General features: G+C 58.4%; 13 protein-coding genes. 9 read left to right on the plus strand and 4 right to left on the minus strand.

What is annotated here, in order from left to right:
* The first annotated feature begins 34 nt into the window (after nucleotides 1–34).
* From KMP13_RS19715 to KMP13_RS19725, 3 genes are all read left to right on the plus strand, one after another.
* Complete coding sequence (locus tag KMP13_RS19715; RefSeq protein WP_215267742.1) at nucleotides 35–1,573, plus strand: hypothetical protein; 1,539 nt, start codon at nucleotides 35–37, stop codon at nucleotides 1,571–1,573.
* A gap of 2 nt (nucleotides 1,574–1,575) precedes the next feature.
* Nucleotides 1,576–2,538 carry a site-specific tyrosine recombinase XerD gene (locus KMP13_RS19720; RefSeq protein WP_215267743.1) on the plus strand — a complete coding sequence of 321 codons (963 nt, stop codon included), beginning with the start codon at nucleotides 1,576–1,578 and terminating at the stop codon, nucleotides 2,536–2,538.
* A 79-nt stretch (nucleotides 2,539–2,617) separates the two neighbouring features.
* Entirely contained in the window at nucleotides 2,618–3,931 is a 1,314-nt protein-coding gene (locus KMP13_RS19725) for an HlyC/CorC family transporter (protein ID WP_215267744.1), read from the plus strand.
* A gap of 118 nt (nucleotides 3,932–4,049) precedes the next feature.
* Here the strand turns inward: KMP13_RS19725 and KMP13_RS19730 are convergent, their stop codons facing one another.
* The 3 genes from KMP13_RS19730 to KMP13_RS19740 all read right to left on the minus strand — a co-directional run bounded on the left by KMP13_RS19730 (nucleotide 4,050) and on the right by KMP13_RS19740 (nucleotide 9,580).
* Entirely contained in the window at nucleotides 4,050–7,205 is a 3,156-nt protein-coding gene (locus KMP13_RS19730; protein ID WP_215267745.1) for a Hint domain-containing protein, read from the minus strand.
* Between the two features lie 852 nt (nucleotides 7,206–8,057).
* On the minus strand, nucleotides 8,058–8,882 hold the full coding sequence (locus KMP13_RS19735) for a GNAT family N-acetyltransferase (RefSeq protein ID WP_251363970.1): 825 nt from the start codon (nucleotides 8,880–8,882) through the stop codon (nucleotides 8,058–8,060).
* Nucleotides 8,879–9,580, minus strand: coding sequence for a GntR family transcriptional regulator (locus KMP13_RS19740; protein WP_215267746.1), 702 nt, complete (start codon nucleotides 9,578–9,580; stop codon nucleotides 8,879–8,881). The genes KMP13_RS19735 and KMP13_RS19740 overlap by 4 nt, the downstream gene beginning before the upstream one ends.
* Before the next feature lie 227 nt (nucleotides 9,581–9,807).
* Here KMP13_RS19740 and KMP13_RS19745 point away from each other — a divergent pair, with 227 nt between their 5' ends.
* The 5 genes from KMP13_RS19745 to KMP13_RS19765 all read left to right on the plus strand — a co-directional run bounded on the left by KMP13_RS19745 (nucleotide 9,808) and on the right by KMP13_RS19765 (nucleotide 14,474).
* On the plus strand, nucleotides 9,808–10,794 hold the full coding sequence (locus tag KMP13_RS19745) for an ABC transporter ATP-binding protein (RefSeq protein ID WP_215267747.1): 987 nt from the start codon (nucleotides 9,808–9,810) through the stop codon (nucleotides 10,792–10,794).
* 23 nt (nucleotides 10,795–10,817) lie between these two features.
* Nucleotides 10,818–12,077, plus strand: coding sequence for an ABC transporter substrate-binding protein (locus tag KMP13_RS19750; protein WP_215267748.1), 1,260 nt, complete (start codon nucleotides 10,818–10,820; stop codon nucleotides 12,075–12,077).
* A gap of 81 nt (nucleotides 12,078–12,158) precedes the next feature.
* Nucleotides 12,159–13,007: an ABC transporter permease gene (locus tag KMP13_RS19755; RefSeq protein WP_215267749.1), complete on the plus strand. Its 849-nt coding sequence runs from the start codon at nucleotides 12,159–12,161 to the stop codon at nucleotides 13,005–13,007.
* 1 nt (nucleotide 13,008) lies between these two features.
* Nucleotides 13,009–13,848, plus strand: coding sequence for an ABC transporter permease (locus KMP13_RS19760; RefSeq protein WP_215267750.1), 840 nt, complete (start codon nucleotides 13,009–13,011; stop codon nucleotides 13,846–13,848).
* Entirely contained in the window at nucleotides 13,845–14,474 is a 630-nt protein-coding gene (locus tag KMP13_RS19765; protein ID WP_215267751.1) for an aspartate/glutamate racemase family protein, read from the plus strand. Before KMP13_RS19760 ends, KMP13_RS19765 begins: the two co-directional genes overlap by 4 nt.
* 10 nt (nucleotides 14,475–14,484) lie before the next feature.
* Here the strand turns inward: KMP13_RS19765 and KMP13_RS19770 are convergent, their stop codons facing one another.
* On the minus strand, nucleotides 14,485–15,165 hold the full coding sequence (locus tag KMP13_RS19770) for a GntR family transcriptional regulator (protein WP_215267757.1): 681 nt from the start codon (nucleotides 15,163–15,165) through the stop codon (nucleotides 14,485–14,487).
* Nucleotides 15,166–15,254: 89 nt separating this feature from the next.
* On the opposite strand from KMP13_RS19770, the gene KMP13_RS19775 reads away from it, so the two are divergent.
* Entirely contained in the window at nucleotides 15,255–16,322 is a 1,068-nt protein-coding gene (locus tag KMP13_RS19775) for an AbrB family transcriptional regulator (protein WP_251363971.1), read from the plus strand.
* Nucleotides 16,323–16,623 lie beyond the last annotated feature (301 nt).

The raw sequence follows: 16,623 nt of genomic DNA on the forward strand, positions 1-16,623 counted from the left end.
CCCACCAGCGAGGTGCGAAAACCGGTGATCCTGGATGCGAACTAGCCTTGCACTGGCGACGCTTGTGGCAACGCTGGGTTCTTGGACCAGCAGCGCCACAGCGCAGCAACCCTTGGCTGCCATTGATTGGCTCAACACCCCGCTGACAACTTCCGTTCTTCCGGAAACCATCTTGTTGGAGCCACCGGTGGCTGGCAGCGCGTTGCGCCCAGAAATCACGGTGACGCCGTTGCGCACGCTGCCAGCACCCACGGGGCTGGTGTCCGCCGCCTCGACCGGTTTGCCGACGGACCTTTGGCGTGGCAGTGATCCGGCTGAACTGAAGCGTTTGATCGCGTCGGTTCGGGTCAAGGACACGCCGGCCATGCAGGCCCTGTTGTTCACGCTATTGTTGTCAGAGACCCGCGCGCCCGAAGATGACAAAGATGCCCTGCTTCTGGCGCGTCTTGACCGCTTGATGGCCTTGGGCGCGACCGATCCGGCACAGGCATTGGCGCAGCAGACAGATCCCACCAAAACCACGGCGCGTTTCAAACGCTGGTTCGATGCAAGCCTTCTGACCGGAGACGAAGACCGCGCCTGCGCGGTGCTCCGGACGGCGGCCCATTTGGCACCAAGTTACGCTGAGCGGATCTTTTGCGATGCGCGCCAGGGGGATTGGTCCACGGCCGCGTTGTTGTTGGAAACCGCCCATACGCTAGAGATCTTGCCCGAACAGGATCTGGCGCTGTTGGATCGGTTCTTGAACCCGGATGTGTTTGAATTTGCACCGCCGCCCAAATCCCCGGATGTGATCACGCCGCTGACGTTTCGCCTGTTTGAAAGCATTGGCGAGCCGCTGCCCACCTCCAACCTGCCGCGTGCCTATGCCGCCGCTGACCTGCGCGACCTGTCTGGATGGAAGGCACAGTTAGAGGCCGCAGAACGGCTGGCCCATATCGGCGCCCTGCCCCCCAATCGGCTGCTGGGCCTGTTCAGCGAACGCAAACCCGCCGCATCAGGTGGGATCTGGGATCGCGTCTCCGCCTTGCAACGGTTTGAAACTGCAATCAAAACCGGCAGCGACGATGCCGTGGCAAAAACGCTGCTACGCGCCTGGGAGGCGGTTCAGGCATCGGGTATTGAGACAGGCTTTGCCGAGCTGTTTGCCGAAGAGCTCGCCCGTTTTGACCTGACCGACGCGGCCGCAGAGCTTGCATGGCGCGTACGTCTGTTGGCCCCTGAGTATGAACTCGCCGCGATGTTGCCGCCAAGCGAGACACCGGAAAACCTGCTGCTCGCCGCGATCGCCATGGGCAAGGCACGTGACGACTCGGGTCTGTCGGCCAGAGACGCTGCAATTTCGCGCGCCTTTGCAGAGACTGCCAAGCAAGCGCAAGTTCCCGCTCATTTACGCGGCAAAATTGAAAATGGTCGTCTGGGAGAGGCGATTTTGAACGCTATGGTCTTGTTCGCGCAGGGAAGTGATGGCAATTGGGCGGCGCTAACCGGCGCATTGTCCACCTTTCGTTTGGTGGGGTTGGAAGAAACAGCACGCCGGTCCGCCTTACAACTCCTCATTTTGGAACGATAGCCATGCCCGTGCCTGCAACTTCCCTGGATTGGATTTCCCTCTTCCTTGATGCACAAGCTGCAGAAATCGGTGCCGCACAGAACACGCTTCTCGCCTACGGTCGCGATCTCAAGGATGTGGTGGCGTGGATGAACCACAACAACCTCAGCTTTGCCAATGCAGAGCGGGAACATGTGGAGCAATATCTGATCTCCTGCGACGCGCAGGGTCTGTCGCAATCCACCCGCGCCCGACGTCTGTCTGCGATCAAACAGATCTACCGCTTTGCCTTTGACGAGGGCTGGCGCAGTGACAACCCTGCAATCCAGATCAAAGGGCCCGGTCGGTCCAAACGCCTGCCAAAAACGCTGGATGTGGCCGAGGTCGACCGGATCCTTGATGCCGCCCGCGCAACCGGACGCAAGACGACGGATCGCTTGCGCAACACCTGTCTGCTGGAACTGCTTTACGCAACCGGCATGCGGGTGAGCGAGCTGGTGTCCCTTCCGGTGGCAAGCGCACGTGGCAATCCGCAAATGCTTATGGTTCTGGGCAAAGGCAGCAAGGAACGGCTGGTTCCCCTGTCCCCGCCTGCCCGCGAAGCGCTCGCCGCCTGGATCACCGTGCGCGATGATCTGGACGAACAGGCCCAGGCCAAGGGTAAACCCTCCTCGCGCTTCCTGTTCCCATCGCGCGGACAGGCCGGACATCTCACGCGCCATCGGTTCTACCTGCTGGTTAAAGAAATCGCGGTGGCCGGCGGCGTTTCCCCAGAAAGAGTGACACCGCATACGTTGCGCCACGCGTTTGCGACCCACCTTCTGGCAAATGGTGCTGATCTGCGCGCCATTCAGGCCATGCTGGGCCATGCGGATATCGCAACAACAGAGATTTACACCCATGTTCTGCAAACCCAGCTCGAAGACCTGGTGCATGAACATCATCCTCTGGCCCATTCCGAAGACCCTGTCGAAAAAGCTGGTTAGGCCAAGAACTTCGCAGCACACCCTTGATCGCTGCGCCTGAGGTGCCCATAACCAGAGCAGAGTTTGGCAGGGCACTTTTATGGATATCTCAGACATTTCGACCTTTGACAGCACCTTCTGGATCACCGCAGGTGGCATCCTGCTGCTTTTGGTGCTGTCCGGCTTCTTTTCTGGCTCCGAAACCGCGCTTACGGCGGCTTCACGCGGAAAGTTGCGCGTGCAGGCCGACAAGGGATCAAACGGTGCACAAACCGCGCTGGACGTCACCGAAGACAGCGAACGGCTGATCGGCTCGGTTCTGCTGGGCAACAACCTGGTCAATATCCTCGCAACCTCGCTTGCAACAGCGCTGTTCACCCGCGCCTTTGGCGAGGGCGGCGTGGCGTTGGCGACATTGGTGATGACCTTTCTGGTTTTGATCTTTGCCGAGGTTCTGCCCAAGACCTATGCGATCTCCAACGCTGAAAAAGCCGCATCCACGGTTGCGCCGATCATCGGGTTCCTGGTGAAAATCCTCGCCCCCGTCGTCGGTGCGGTGCGGTTTCTGGTGCGCGGCGTTTTGCGGATCTTTGGCGTGAAAATCGACCCCGACAGCCACATCATGGCGGTGCGTGAAGAGATCGAGGGCGCCTTGAACCTGGGCCACTCCGAAGGTTTGGTGGAAAAGGAAGACCGCGACCGGATCCTCGGTGCGCTGGACCTCTCCGAACGGTTGGTCGAAGAGATTATGCTGCACCGTTCAAAAATCGAAATGATCGACGCCGGTGACGCACCCGAGGCGATCCTGACCCAATGCTTGGATTCTCCGCACACCCGTCTGCCGGTCTACAAGGATGAGCCGGAGAACATCATTGGTGTGGTGCATGCCAAAGATCTGTCGCGGCAGCTTTATGCGATGGTCAGTGCGGCGGATGGTGACAACGGTGTGCTGAAGAATTTCAAGATCACCGATGTGGCCAACCCGCCGTATTTCGTGCCTGAAACCACGTCGCTCGACGATCAGATGCGGCAGTTCCTGCGTCAACGGTCGCATTTTGCGCTGGTCGTGGATGAATATGGCGCCCTGCGCGGCTTGATCACGTTGGAAGACATCCTGGAAGAGATCGTGGGTGAGATCACCGATGAATTCGACCCAGACGCCGAGAAAGTTGCGATCCAAGACGCCGAAGGCCATTACACCGTCGAAGGTGCGACCACCATTCGCGACCTGAACCGCGCCACCGATTGGTCCCTACCCGATGATGAGGCCAATACCATCGCCGGTCTGGTCATCCACGAAGCACAGATGATCCCGACCATCGGTCAGGTGTTCTCCTTCCACGGGTTCCGTTTTGAGGTGACCGAGCGGGAAGGAAACCGTGTCACCGGGCTGAAAATTCGCCCCCTTAAATAGGTTGCACTCCGCTGGGCCGCGCCCATCAGGACGTCGTCGCTGAAAAACAAAAAGGCAGGCCACGCTGGCCTGCCTCTTTCATGTTCTCTGTCGTCTGACAGGTTATTGCAGCAACAGGTTAATGCACCAGCAGACGCGCCTCGTGTTTCTTCAAAGAACGGCGCGCGGCGACATAGGCCTCGCGACCGGTTTCGGTTTCCAGTTCTGGGAAGAGTGCAAAGATTTCAGCCCGTTGAGCACGGTCCAATCCACGCAAAGTCTGGTCGCCGGGCTGGAAGCTTTCGGTCCAGGCACCGTCGGACAGCACAACCTCGTGCTGGTCGAACATAAAGTGGATATAGGTGATCTCACCAGTTTGCACCGCGTCGATCCCCTCCAGACCCACCAGATGTTTCGCAGCCACCAGAACTTCGCGATCCTCAAAATAGAGCGCGGTTTTGTCGTTGGCGACCAGCACACGGTGGTTCGGGGACACCAGCATGTCACGCTCTGGCAGACCGTTGCCCAAGGCGCCGTGGCGGATCAGAACCGGTTGCAGTTTGGCATTGGCTTTCAGCTCCGCGCGGGTCATCTCGCGCTGGCCGTACCAGCGGATTTCCTGGATACCGTTGTCGCGCGTGATAACACGGTCACCGACTTTCAGTTCCTCGACCCGACGCTCCCCCGCGGGCGTGGCAATTAGGGTGCCCGGTGTGAAGCATGGGATCACATTCTCAATCTCTGAGAAGGTCGCCGTTCCTGTCAGAACCCCATCCGCGTCAAAGTAAGACACCGTGCCGCTCTCAGGATCGCCCGGTGTGAAGTCCACACTCAGCGATCCGCCCGGTTCGGCCGTTCCAGTCAGGTCCAGCACGTCGGTGTCGGAATCATCCGGGTTTTCACCACCCACGATGATATCACCAACGCCCGCACCGGTGATGCTGTCTGAATCAAGGCCGCCGCTGACGGTATCCGCTTGGTCATCGCCGCCTAGATCAATGGTATCTTCACCCAGACCACCCGACAGATCATCCGCGCCCTGACCGCCCAGGATGCTGTCCGCACCTTCGCCGCCTGTGACCGTATCATCGTCGATGCCGGCATCAATGGTGTCATCGCCCGTGCCGCCGTCGATGCTGTCGTCATCGTCCTGGCCAAAGATCACATCATTGCCGGCACCACCGTCGATGGTGTCCATGCCATTGGTAGGATCCGGGTCGACCGGACGCCCGTCCGAGCCGTCATCGGTGATGTTCAGACCATCCGGGAAGACAGGATCCAGACCGCCATAGATGGTGTCGTCGCCTTCGCCGCCCAGAATGCTGTCAGAGCCTTCGCCACCGGTGATTTCATCGGCATCGTCGCCGCCATCGATGGTATCATCATCAATGCCGCCATCGATCACGTCCAGACCTGCACCACCTGTGATCAGGTCAGCGTCATCGCCCGTGGTGATCGTGTCATTGCCCGCGCCGCCATCAACCGTGTCACGGTCATCATCGGGATCACTATCGGCCGGAATGGCAGGGATATCCGGCGTGGTGCCAGTGTATCCGTCGAACCCACGGTCCGGCAGTGGCGCAATATCATCGCTTGAAGTGTCGATGACATCGTCACCATCGCCACCATCTACACTGTCAGAGCCGTCGCCACCGATGACCGAGTCATCGCCGTCGCCGGCCAGAATTGTATCGTCGCCTTCGCCACCATCCAGCGTGTCATCGCCCGCATCGGTGACGGGCGTTTCGATGATCGGATCGAAATAGACGTCGGTCACCAGAATGCCCGAATTGCCACCGTCTTGCGCATGATCAATCTCGATCCGGGACACCGGACCGGGGATGGAAACCAAGAGCGAATAATCCTGGTTGGTGGTACCCGCGTAGCTGCCATCCGCAATGGCAGTATCATCGCCCGCAACGCTGTCGGTGTCTTCAAGCGTCAGCCGTGGACCGCCGCCGAGGTTGACCTCAATCGGGTTGCCGTCCGCGTCAAAGGCGGTGATACGCACCTCGGCACCGCCATCGATATCGTTGATCCGGAAAGACACATCCTCAACCGGGCCTGAGAAATCGAGCTGATAAGAAGCCTCGTTCCCGTTGCCATTGGTCAACGACCCGAGCGAGCTGTTTACGTCCACGTCACCGCCGCCGGAATCGATCCCGGCCACGTTGTTGGATTGGGTGGAGAAATCAGTCTCAACACCGGCATCCTGGCCCAGAACCGTGAAATCAACAGTGACCGAGCCTGTGTCCTGGCTGAAGCCATTGATCAGGTTGTCATTGTTGTCGATCGCACCGCCATCATCGGGGTCAGGCGCCAGATCCCATTGGAACACTTCACGCCCGGCAGAGGTGCCTGCGCCCGGCGCATTGGTGTCGCCTTCCAGCACGTCATCGCCAACACCGCCTTCGATGCTGTCATTGCCTCCGCCGCCGTGCACAGTGTCGTCGCCTTCCCCGGCAATCACGGTATCGTCGCCGCCGCCTGCGTTGACCAGATCATCATCAGGACCATCGGCAGGGTTGATCGCATCGCCTGCGTCAATACGGTCGCCTTCGGGATCGCCCAGGTAGTCTTCGTCGATCAGATCGCCACCTTCGGTGCCCTCGACAATACCGTCCAGACCTTCGGCGACCACATCATCATCCAGAACCGCGACATAGTCGATCGAACCATTGAGGTTCTGGTCATAGGTCCCTTCGGTGGTCTCACGCGCGCCGATCACAAAGCTCTGCTCGCTCGGGCTGGTGATATCCATCGACAGGCTCACGCTGTCGTCTTCGTCGGTTGCGGTGGTGCCATCGGTGGTGTTTTCAAACACAACCTGCACCCCGTCCGGCGTCCAGGCATAGGTCACCTTGATCTGGTCGCCCGCCTCAAGGAAACTCGGATCCGTGGTCAACAGCGCCTCATCGCCACCTTCGGCGTGGAAGACCTGGACCTGACCATCGTCGGTCACGCGGATTTCGAACTGATTTTCATCGCTGCCATCGGCACCGGCCAGGCCGCGGCTGACAATCGTCTGCGTGCCATCCAACGCGTTGAGCGAGAAGGAGGTTTCGATCGACCCCGTGTCCAAATCGAACTCCTGGTCATCGCCATCGTCAACGTCGAACCGCGCGCCGAAGCCGTCGCCGAAATACTGATCGCCTGCGGTTATGCCGCCACCTGCAAGCGCGCCGTCTTGTGCAATGCCATCGCCTAGCCCGGTATCGTCGGTCTCAAAGCCTGACCGAAAATCCCACAAACCAATGAGAGTCGCGGAGTACGGGTTGTCAAAGTTATCCGCCATCTAAGGTCTCCTTTCCGACGAGAACGCCGGGCTATTCGTCAAAAGCTGCCATCATCCGAGGAGTTTGGAATATCAGCAGCACATAAATATCTGTCTAAGGAGATGATTAAATCATGCCGAAAATTGGCACAAAAATGCGCCAACGTCATCTGACATGCGGCACGATATGACTGGATTGAACCACGTCATAACGGCCACCAATGTGACACATGCGGTGCAAGTCTCACAAAAGAAATTCACCCCCCAAGGGCACCTTTGTTTTAGTACTCTGCCGCGATGTCACAAAGTTTAAAAAACCTCCGCTGACCTGATTTCGCGGGGAAAATTGCAAATTCGGTCTCATATAAAGACCCCGAACAACGTCAACGCCGCGCAAAATGTAGCCAAAGCGGAAACAATGCCGCGTAAACACAGGGTTCCAGCCCTGCGTTTGGACCATTATTCGTGTTTAGGAAACGCTCAGCGGGAATTTCAAAATAATTTTCAATCTAAATCTGCTGCAAAATTTTATTCTGCTTAACTGATCAATCTTAGGCAACAACTGCCAGGAAATGCCAGAAATGTATCCAAACAGAAAACGACCGATGCGACATAGGTGTTTAAAACCGGCGATTCGGTATCGTTACGAAACGTCAGGTTATGTCTTGTTCGCCATTTTTGAGCGTTTTCTTGCCGGGTTCGCACGCGACCGCTCAGACGGCAATGGCGATTGGGCCAATTTACCGCCCACATTCACGCTGCTATTCGTTTCGCCAAATGTCGGCCCAATCATGGCACTAGGCCTCTGACACTTTTGAATAGGGTGGCTGCCTTTGGTGCAATGATCAAATGAGAAAAATTGTGTTGTCTTTTCTATCCGAGTTCAAGCGTCGTTGGCGCAAAATACAATGGCGCCTTGGCGTTGGGCGCGGTGCCGCGATACATGCGGGCGGTGGAAAAGACCGGTGCAAATCCGGAGCGTTCCAACACATGTGCCAGAGCTGATCCGGTCGCGGTATCCACAAAACACGGGGTACTGTCGAACCGCACAGGCACCGATTGGAGCAATAGGCGCGCGTCTGTTTCTGTGTTCGCCTGAAGCGCTCCGATTTTGATCCCATCGTGACATTGGCGAAAGGTGGCAAAACCTTCTATGCGCCCCTCACGGTCAATCACGCGGGTCTCGCGCGTATCCGTGCTTTCAAACCAGGCGCTTGCATAGGCCGTGCGTGCATAGCCAGCCGCACGGGTGTCCAGGGTCAAAAGTTGTGCCATATCATCTGGTGCGGCGCGGCGTGTGCCCTGTGTGCCCTGCCCCAAAGCCCCTTGAAAGCGCACGGTCTGGCCGGAGCCTTCAAAATCCGAGCGGCGGTAGTTATCCTGCTGGTCGGGCACACCGTCCAAACCTACCGTGCGTGATCCCGCATGTTTCAGCGCATGTTGCCACAGAGCATAACCAATCCCGCGTCCCCGCCATTCAGGGCGACAGATGTAAAGCCCCAGGAACGACTGCGTCTCGCACTGGTTCACGACCGAGATACAGGCCGCCATCTCGCCATTCACTTCGGCGACAAAGAACCCGTCAGGATCGGCTGCGAAAAATGCAGGCGCGTCCTCAACCCCGGGGTTCCAACCTTCATCGCGCGCCCAGGTCAAACAGGTCTCGAGTTCCGCCACAGTCATATTGCGCAGGATCATCCGCCCAATGCCTCTTTCAACGTGCGTGCGGGCTTTGGCCGCTCTCGCAGATCAAGCGCGGAGTGGAGGTCGACCAGATGGCTATTCATCAACTCTTCTGCCGCCTGCCCCTGCTGATTGGCCAAAGCGTCCAGCAATGCGTGATGGGCGTGTTTCTCACACAGCGCGCTTTCGCGGCGCCAATACAGCGCGATGATCAGCGACGACCGCGCAATCAGCGCCTCGATAAATCCCGCGATCGTGGCGTGATTGGCAATCCGCGCGATTTCGATGTGAAACAGACCTGACAAATGCAGCGCCTTGCCGCGATCCCCTTCGGCGAGGGCTGCGTGTTCTTCTTCTATATGGCGCTGCAACAATTGGATGTCTTCTGCTGTGGCGCGTTCCGCTGCCCGACTGGCAAGTCCCGGCTCCAACAGGGCGCGGGCTTCAAACACCTCATGCGCCTCACGAATGGAGGGTTGCACCACAAAGGCCCCGCGATTGCGCTTGATCTCAACCAATTGCTGATGCGCCAAAGCCTGCAACGAGGCCCGAATGATGGTGCGCGACACGCCAAATATCTCGGCCAGATCGTCTTCGCCCAATTTCGTACCCGGAGCGATGCGATGTTGGTGGATGGCTGTCACAAGCTCGTCGACCACGGTGTCGGCTTGGCTGTGCTGGCTTTTGGACGGCGAGATTTGCTTGTCGATCATAATATCTATCCTTTGGCAGAACGGCGGATTTCAGACAAGGGATTCTCCCTTTGCACGCAGGTCGATCCATTATTGTATACAACTTTGCGCCCATTTTTGGCGCGACTTGCATTTTTTTCGCCCATTTTGCGTGCATTTTCAGTTTCCCACACACCCGGACCACGAAGCCATTTCCGGATTATCCAAACCGACAGTCAAAGATGGAGCCACCAACATACGGAGCATCTATGTCTGAGCGGCACACAGAATTGGAACTGGTCCAAGTCACCAAGAAATACGGCGAGACCATTGCAGTCGACGCGATCGACCACCGGTTCAAACCTGCCTCCTATGCGTGTCTGTTGGGCCCCTCTGGCTGCGGCAAAAGCTCAACCCTGCGGATGATCGCGGGCCATGAGACCGTCAGCAGTGGCGCGGTTCTGATTAGCAAAAAGGATGTCTCCAAACTGCCACCCGCCAAACGTGGCACCGCGATGATGTTTCAGAACTACGCGTTGTTTCCCCATCTCAGCGTGGCCGAAAACGTCGCCTTTAGCCTCAAGATGAAAGGCACGGAAAAAACCAGCCGCCTGAAATCCGCCGGTGAAATGCTGGAGCTGGTGGATCTGTCGAAGCTCGCCGACCGGATGCCCGACCAACTGTCAGGCGGCCAACAACAACGTGTGGCCCTGGCGCGCGCTTTGATCACCCGCCCGCAAGTCTTGTTGCTGGATGAGCCGCTGTCGGCGCTTGATCCCTTCCTGCGGATCCGCATGCGCAGTGAGCTGAAGAAACTGCAACGCGAGCTTGGCATTACCTTTGTCCATGTGACCCACGGCCAGGACGAGGCGCTCGCCCTCGCGGATGAGATCGTGGTGATGAACAATGCGGTGATCGAACAGGCGGGCTCCGCACGTGATGTGTTTGATGCGCCCAAGACGGCCTTTGTGGCGCGGTTTCTGGGTGGTCATAACGTCATTGACCTGCCCGAAGGACAATTCGCTCTGCGCGCGGATCAGCTGACGCTAACGGCCGCAGATGCCGGCCGTATGGAGGCGCAGGTCTTGGACGTTGAATACCAAGGCACCCATGTCAGCGTCACCACCCGCATTGCCGGCAATCAGGACGTCGCAGTCCTGATGTCCGACCGCGACTTCTTTACCCAATCACAAAACCCGGGCGACACCGTCGGTCTGACCTGGGAGCAAGAAAAACTGCATCGACTGCAATCCTGACTGTCTGACGAGGAGTTCACGACATGGCCGAAATTTCACGCCGCAAACTGCTAAAAACCGGTGCCGCCGCAGTTGGCGCCAGCACCTTGGGTGCGCCAATGCTTTGGGCGCAAAACATCAAAGACATCACCCTGCGCCAATTCGGCACCGGGGTGTCCAACCTCAATGAGGTCGCGACCAAGGTAAAAGAAGACCTGGGCTTCACCCTGGAAATGACCGCGCTTGATTCCGACAGCGTGACCCAGCGCGCCGCGACCCAGCCCAAAAGCTTTGACATTGCAGACATCGAATATTGGATCTGCAAAAAAGTCTGGCCTACCGGCAATCTGCAAGCGATGGATGTGTCCAAGATCAAAAACTACGACAAGATCGTGGGCACCTTCAAAAGTGGCAAGCTGACGCCCGAGAGCGTGATCGCCCAAGGCACCGCGCCCCACACCGTTGGCTTTGTGGACGGCGTCGATGGCAAGGAATTTGCCAGCGAAGAGACCGGATGGATGACCCTGATCCCAACCATCTATAACGCCGACACGCTGGGCATTCGCCCCGATCTGATTGGCCGCCCGATTTCCAGCTGGACCGAATTGTTGAACCCGGAATTTGCAGGCAAGGCGTCGATCCTCGACATCTCCTCAATCGGGATCATGGATGCGGCGATGGTCTGCGAAGCCATGGGTGAGATCCAATATGGCGACAAGGGCAACATGACCCGCGAAGAGATCGACAAGACCATGGCGATCTTTACCGAAGCCAAAAAGGCCGGCCAGTTCCGCGCCTTCTGGAAGTCCTTTGACGAGAGCGTCAACCTGATGTCCTCGGGCGAGGTGGTCATTCAATCGATGTGGTCACCGGCCATCACGGCTGTACGCTCCAAAGGCATCCCATGCGTCTATCAACCCCTGAAAGAGGGCTATCGCTCCTGGGGTGGTGGTCTGGGTCTGTCCGCCAACCTCTCTGGCCTCGAACTGGAAGCGGCTTATGAGTACATAAACTGGTATCTCGACGGCTGGGTCGGCGGCTTCCTGATGCGTCAGGGTTACTATTCTGCGGTGCCCGAGACTTCCAAGAACCACATGTCCGAAGACGAATGGGGCTATTGGTTCGAGGGCAAGGAAGCCAAGGGCGATATCGCCAGCCCATTTGGCGACGTGCTGGAAACAGCCGGTGCGGTGCGCGACGGTGGCTCTTTTTATGACCGTATGGGTGCTGTGGCCTGCTGGAACGCGGTGATGGACGAGAACCAGTATATGGTTCGCAAATGGAACGAGTTCATCGCGGCCTGATCCGGCGGCTGACACCAATTGGCGGGGCGTGCGCGCCCTGCCCTTTTTACGCCCCCCCGAACACACGAGCCCGTCCTTGATATGAGCCGCACCCTGAAAAGCTGGATGATGGTATCCCCCCTTGCGGCGGTGCTCCTTGTCTTTTTGATCCTGCCGATTGTGATGATCGTGACCGTCAGTTTCTGGCAGGCCACCGAATGGTCGATCATCCCGGCGTTCATTTTTGAGAACTACGAATTCCTCTTTGGCTCACCGGTGACCTACAAGGTCTTTGCCAATACGTTCAAATATGCCGCCATCACCTGGGCTTTTACATTGGGGATCGGCTTTACCGTGGCCTACTTTCTGGCCTTCCACGTGCGCAGCCTGACCTGGCAAATCGCTCTGTTTCTGCTGTGCACGATCCCGTTCTGGACCTCCAACATCATCCGCATGATCTCCTGGATCCCGTTTCTGGGGCGCAATGGCATTGCCAATTCGGCGCTGATGTCCTGGGGAGTGGTGGATGAGCCGCTCGACTGGCTGTTGTTCAGCGATTTCGCGGTGATCCTGGCCTTTGTACATCTTTATACGCTGTTCATGGTGGTGCCGATCTTCAACACGATGATGCGGATCGACCGTTCCCTGATCGAGGCCGCACGCGATGCCGGAGCATCCGGCGCGCAGATCCTGTGGTATGTGATTGTCCCGCTGACCAAGCCGGGGATCATGATTGGCACCATCTTTGTTCTGACGCTGGTGATGGGAGATTTCATCACCGTCCGTTTCATGAGTGGTTCGCAATCGGCCAATGTGGGACGTCTGATTTCCAACGATATCGCTTTGCTGCAATACCCGTCCGCCGCCGCCACCGCCGTGATCCTGCTGATCACCGTGCTGCTGGTGATCGCGATCCTGTTGCGCTTTGTCGACATCCGAAAGGAGCTTTGACATGGAACCCCGCCCCCGCTCTTTCTATGTGCTGGCTGCCTTCTTTGGCCTGTTCCTCTTGTTCCTTTATGGCCCCACAATCACCATCGCGATCCTGTCGTTCCAAGGGCCCGCCGGCGGCCTGACCTTCCCGATGAACGGCATGTCGCTGTATTGGTTTTTTGACCTATTTCAGGAACAGGCGGTCGGGGACATCTGGGGCAGCTTCCGGCGCAGCTTTGCGCTTGGATTCATGGTGATGGTCTCCACGGTTGTCGTATCGGTCATGGGAGGGCTGGCGTTTCGCCATCGTTTTGCGGGGTCGACAATCCTGTTCTACGTCATCATCACCGCATTGGTGATCCCGTCCATTCTGGTCTCCCTTGGGGTTGGGTTGTTGTTCAGCCAATCCGGGCTTGAAGTGCACTGGGCCACCTCCGGCTTTGGCGCGCAACTGACCTGGACCCTGCCCTTTGGGTTGTTGATCATGTTCGCGGTGTTCAACCGATTTGACGGCAGTTTCGAAGAAGCCGCACGCGATCTGGGCGCAACGCCCTGGCAAGTGCTGCGCCATGTGGTGATCCCGATCATCGGCCCCTCGCTGATTGGGGTGGCGCTGTTTGGCTTTACCCTCAGCTATGATGAATTCGCCCGCACGCTGTTGACGGCCGGCAGTTACAACACGCTCCCGCTTGAGATTTTTGGCATGACCACCAATGTCACAACACCAGTTCTATACGCGCTGGGCACCCTCACAACGCTGTTTTCTTTCCTGATGATCGCGGCCTTTCTGCTGCTGGCCTGGATCAGCACCCGGCGCAAAGCACGCAAAGGATCGGACGCGGGAAAGGGGATGGTATGATTGTCATCATCAACCCCAATTCCACCGAGGCCATGACCCAAGCGATGCTTGAGACCGCAAAACCGCTGGCAGATCCAATCCCGGTCGAGGCCTGGACCTCGCACGATGGCCCACCCGCGATCCAAGGGCCCAAAGACGGCGCCGCAGCGGTTCCGCCCTTAATGACCCTGGTGGCCAAGGCCGAAGACAAGGGCGCGCAGGCCATTATCATCGGCTGTTTTGACGACACCGGTTTGCAAGAGGCACAGGCAAACACCACCTGCCCGGTTATTGGCATCGGTCAGGCCGCCTACCATATGGCGGCAATGCTGGGCGGGCGGTTTTCTGTGGTCACCACACTGGCCGTATCGACCCCAATCCTTGAGGCGAACATCAAACGCTATGGCCTGTCCGACCGGGTCAGCAAGGTCCGCGCCAGTGGGGTGCCCGTGCTAGAGGTCGACAAGGCCGAGGCCAAGATCCTGAGTGAGATCAAACTGGCCGCAACCCAAGACGCCATCTCCACCGTGGTGCTGGGCTGCGCAGGCATGGTGGATCTGCCGCAAAAAGCGCGCGCCGTGACCCCTGTCCATGTGATCGACGGAGTGCGTGCGGCCGTATGTATGGCGCGCGGGCTGATCGGGTAGCCGACGATACCTATACAAGATCCCCATCAAACGACGCCCGCGCCCGCAGGGTCCGCACCCGCACACGCTGCGCCATTTCGATATGGGTGCGCATCGCCGCCTCTGCCTTGTCCTCATCCCGCGCTTTGATCGCAGCCAGGACGGCGAAATGCTCCTCAACCGCTTTTTCCGCGCGATCCGCGTGGGTCAATGTGGTCGGCCCCAAAATCATCAGCGCCTTTTGCAGGCTGACAATCGACCGGGTCAGAAATCGGTTTTTGGCCGCATCAAAAATGGCGGCGTGAAAATGCCGGTTCAACACCAGCGCCTCTGGCTGGCTTGCGGTCTGTTCCAACTCTCGGTTCAGCGTCTCCAGCTCTTCGATCTCAATCCGAGACGACGCCCGCGCCGCCAAACGCGCGGCGGTCCCCTCGAGCACAGCGCGCATCTCATACAGCTCCATCACCTCGGCGTAATCGAGCGTCCGGATGGTTGCGCCCTGACGCGGTACATGGGTCACGATCCCATCCGCCTCCAACTGACGAATGGCCTCACGCACCGGCGTGCGACTGACGCCAAGGCGGTCTGCAATATCCGTCTCGCGCAGACGATCGCCAGCATTCAACTGTCCGGCGCGCACCTCATCCATCAACTGTCGATACGTTGCGTTGCCCTGCGGGCCGTCCGGCAAAAGGTCATCGCTGTCGTTCATCGTGCTCTCAATCACCTTTTGCATCCCCTTGTATGCATATGGATACAATGCTAGATCAAACCCAGTCAACCAGCTTGCGGAGCACGCCTTTGTCTGACACCTCCTCTCTCAGCATCACGCAGCGTCGCGCGCTCACCTTGGCACTTGCCGCCACAGGAACATGGGTGTTTTGGCTCTTGGCCTTGCCGCTGCCCTTTCTGTTTGGGCCGATGACCGCCTGCCTGATCGCCGCGCTCGCTGGCTTGCCGCTGACGGGTTTTGGTCAAGTCTCCGTCGGCGCGCGCACCATATTGGGGGTTGCGGTTGGTGCTTCTGTCACACCAGCGCTGTTTGCCTCCCTGCCGACGATGGCGGGATCCCTTGCGCTGGTGCCCATTTTCATCCTGATCATCGCGCTGGTCGGCGTTCCCTTCTTTCGCAAGGTCTGGAAACTGGATGCGCCTACCGCGTTTTATGCGGCCATGCCCGGCGGGCTGCAGGACATGGTGGTGTTTGGCATTGAGGCAGGCGCCAATCCCCGCACGCTTTCGCTCATCCACGCAACGCGGGTTCTGTGTATCATCACCGTCTCGCCCCTGATCATGTCGTATTTCTATGATACAGGGCTGAGCCACCCGCTCGGAGAGCCTGCTGCCAGCCTGCCCTGGCCGGAACTGGTGATTATGGCACTAGCGGCCGTGATCGGCTGGAAAGTCGGTGAACGCATCGGCCTGTTTGGCGCGGCAATCCTCGGGCCCTTAATCCTGACTGCGATGCTATCCTTGGGCGATGTCCTACACAGCCGCCCCCCGCAGGAGGCAATCCTGGCGGCGCAGTTCCTGATCGGCTCCGCCATTGGCGCGCAATTTGTCGGCGTCACATTGGCAGAGCTGCGCCGGGTTGTTCTGGCCGGTTTCAGCTATGTGATTCTGCTTGGCGCGCTGGCGGTGGTGTTTGCGCAATGCGTTGTCAGCCTGGGTCTCGGACCCGAGGTTGAGGCGTTTTTGGCCTTTGCACCAGGTGGTCAGGCCGAGATGGCGGTTCTGGCCATCGTGAGCGGCGCGGATTTAGGATTTGTTGTCAGCCACCATCTCGTGCGCATCGTCTTGGTGATCACCGGCGCGCCATTGGTGGCAACGATCTTGCAGCGCCGCAGAGCATCCTCGCAAAGATCGTAATCATGCCGAACACACAGGTAAACTGTGTCGGGCCGAAGTTCGCAATTTTGGGGTTACGGCGGAGGGAACGGGATTGGCGCCGCCCCCCTCCACATCGAGGAATTGATTTTAAACTATTGTTTTTTGCGCAACGCACACCATAAGCGCTTACAACTCTGCAAGCGTCTCACGTAATGATGCCGCCTGGCCAATGCCGCATTCGGCCAAAGCGCGATTGAGATCGATATCGTGGGCGGTCATCAACTGAGGATTGTCGGCAGCTATGATCCAGAAGCATTGGCCCAGCTCATCCGGGGCCTGT

This window comes from Epibacterium ulvae (genome assembly GCF_018678075.1).
GTDB lineage: Bacteria > Pseudomonadota > Alphaproteobacteria > Rhodobacterales > Rhodobacteraceae > Epibacterium > Epibacterium ulvae_A.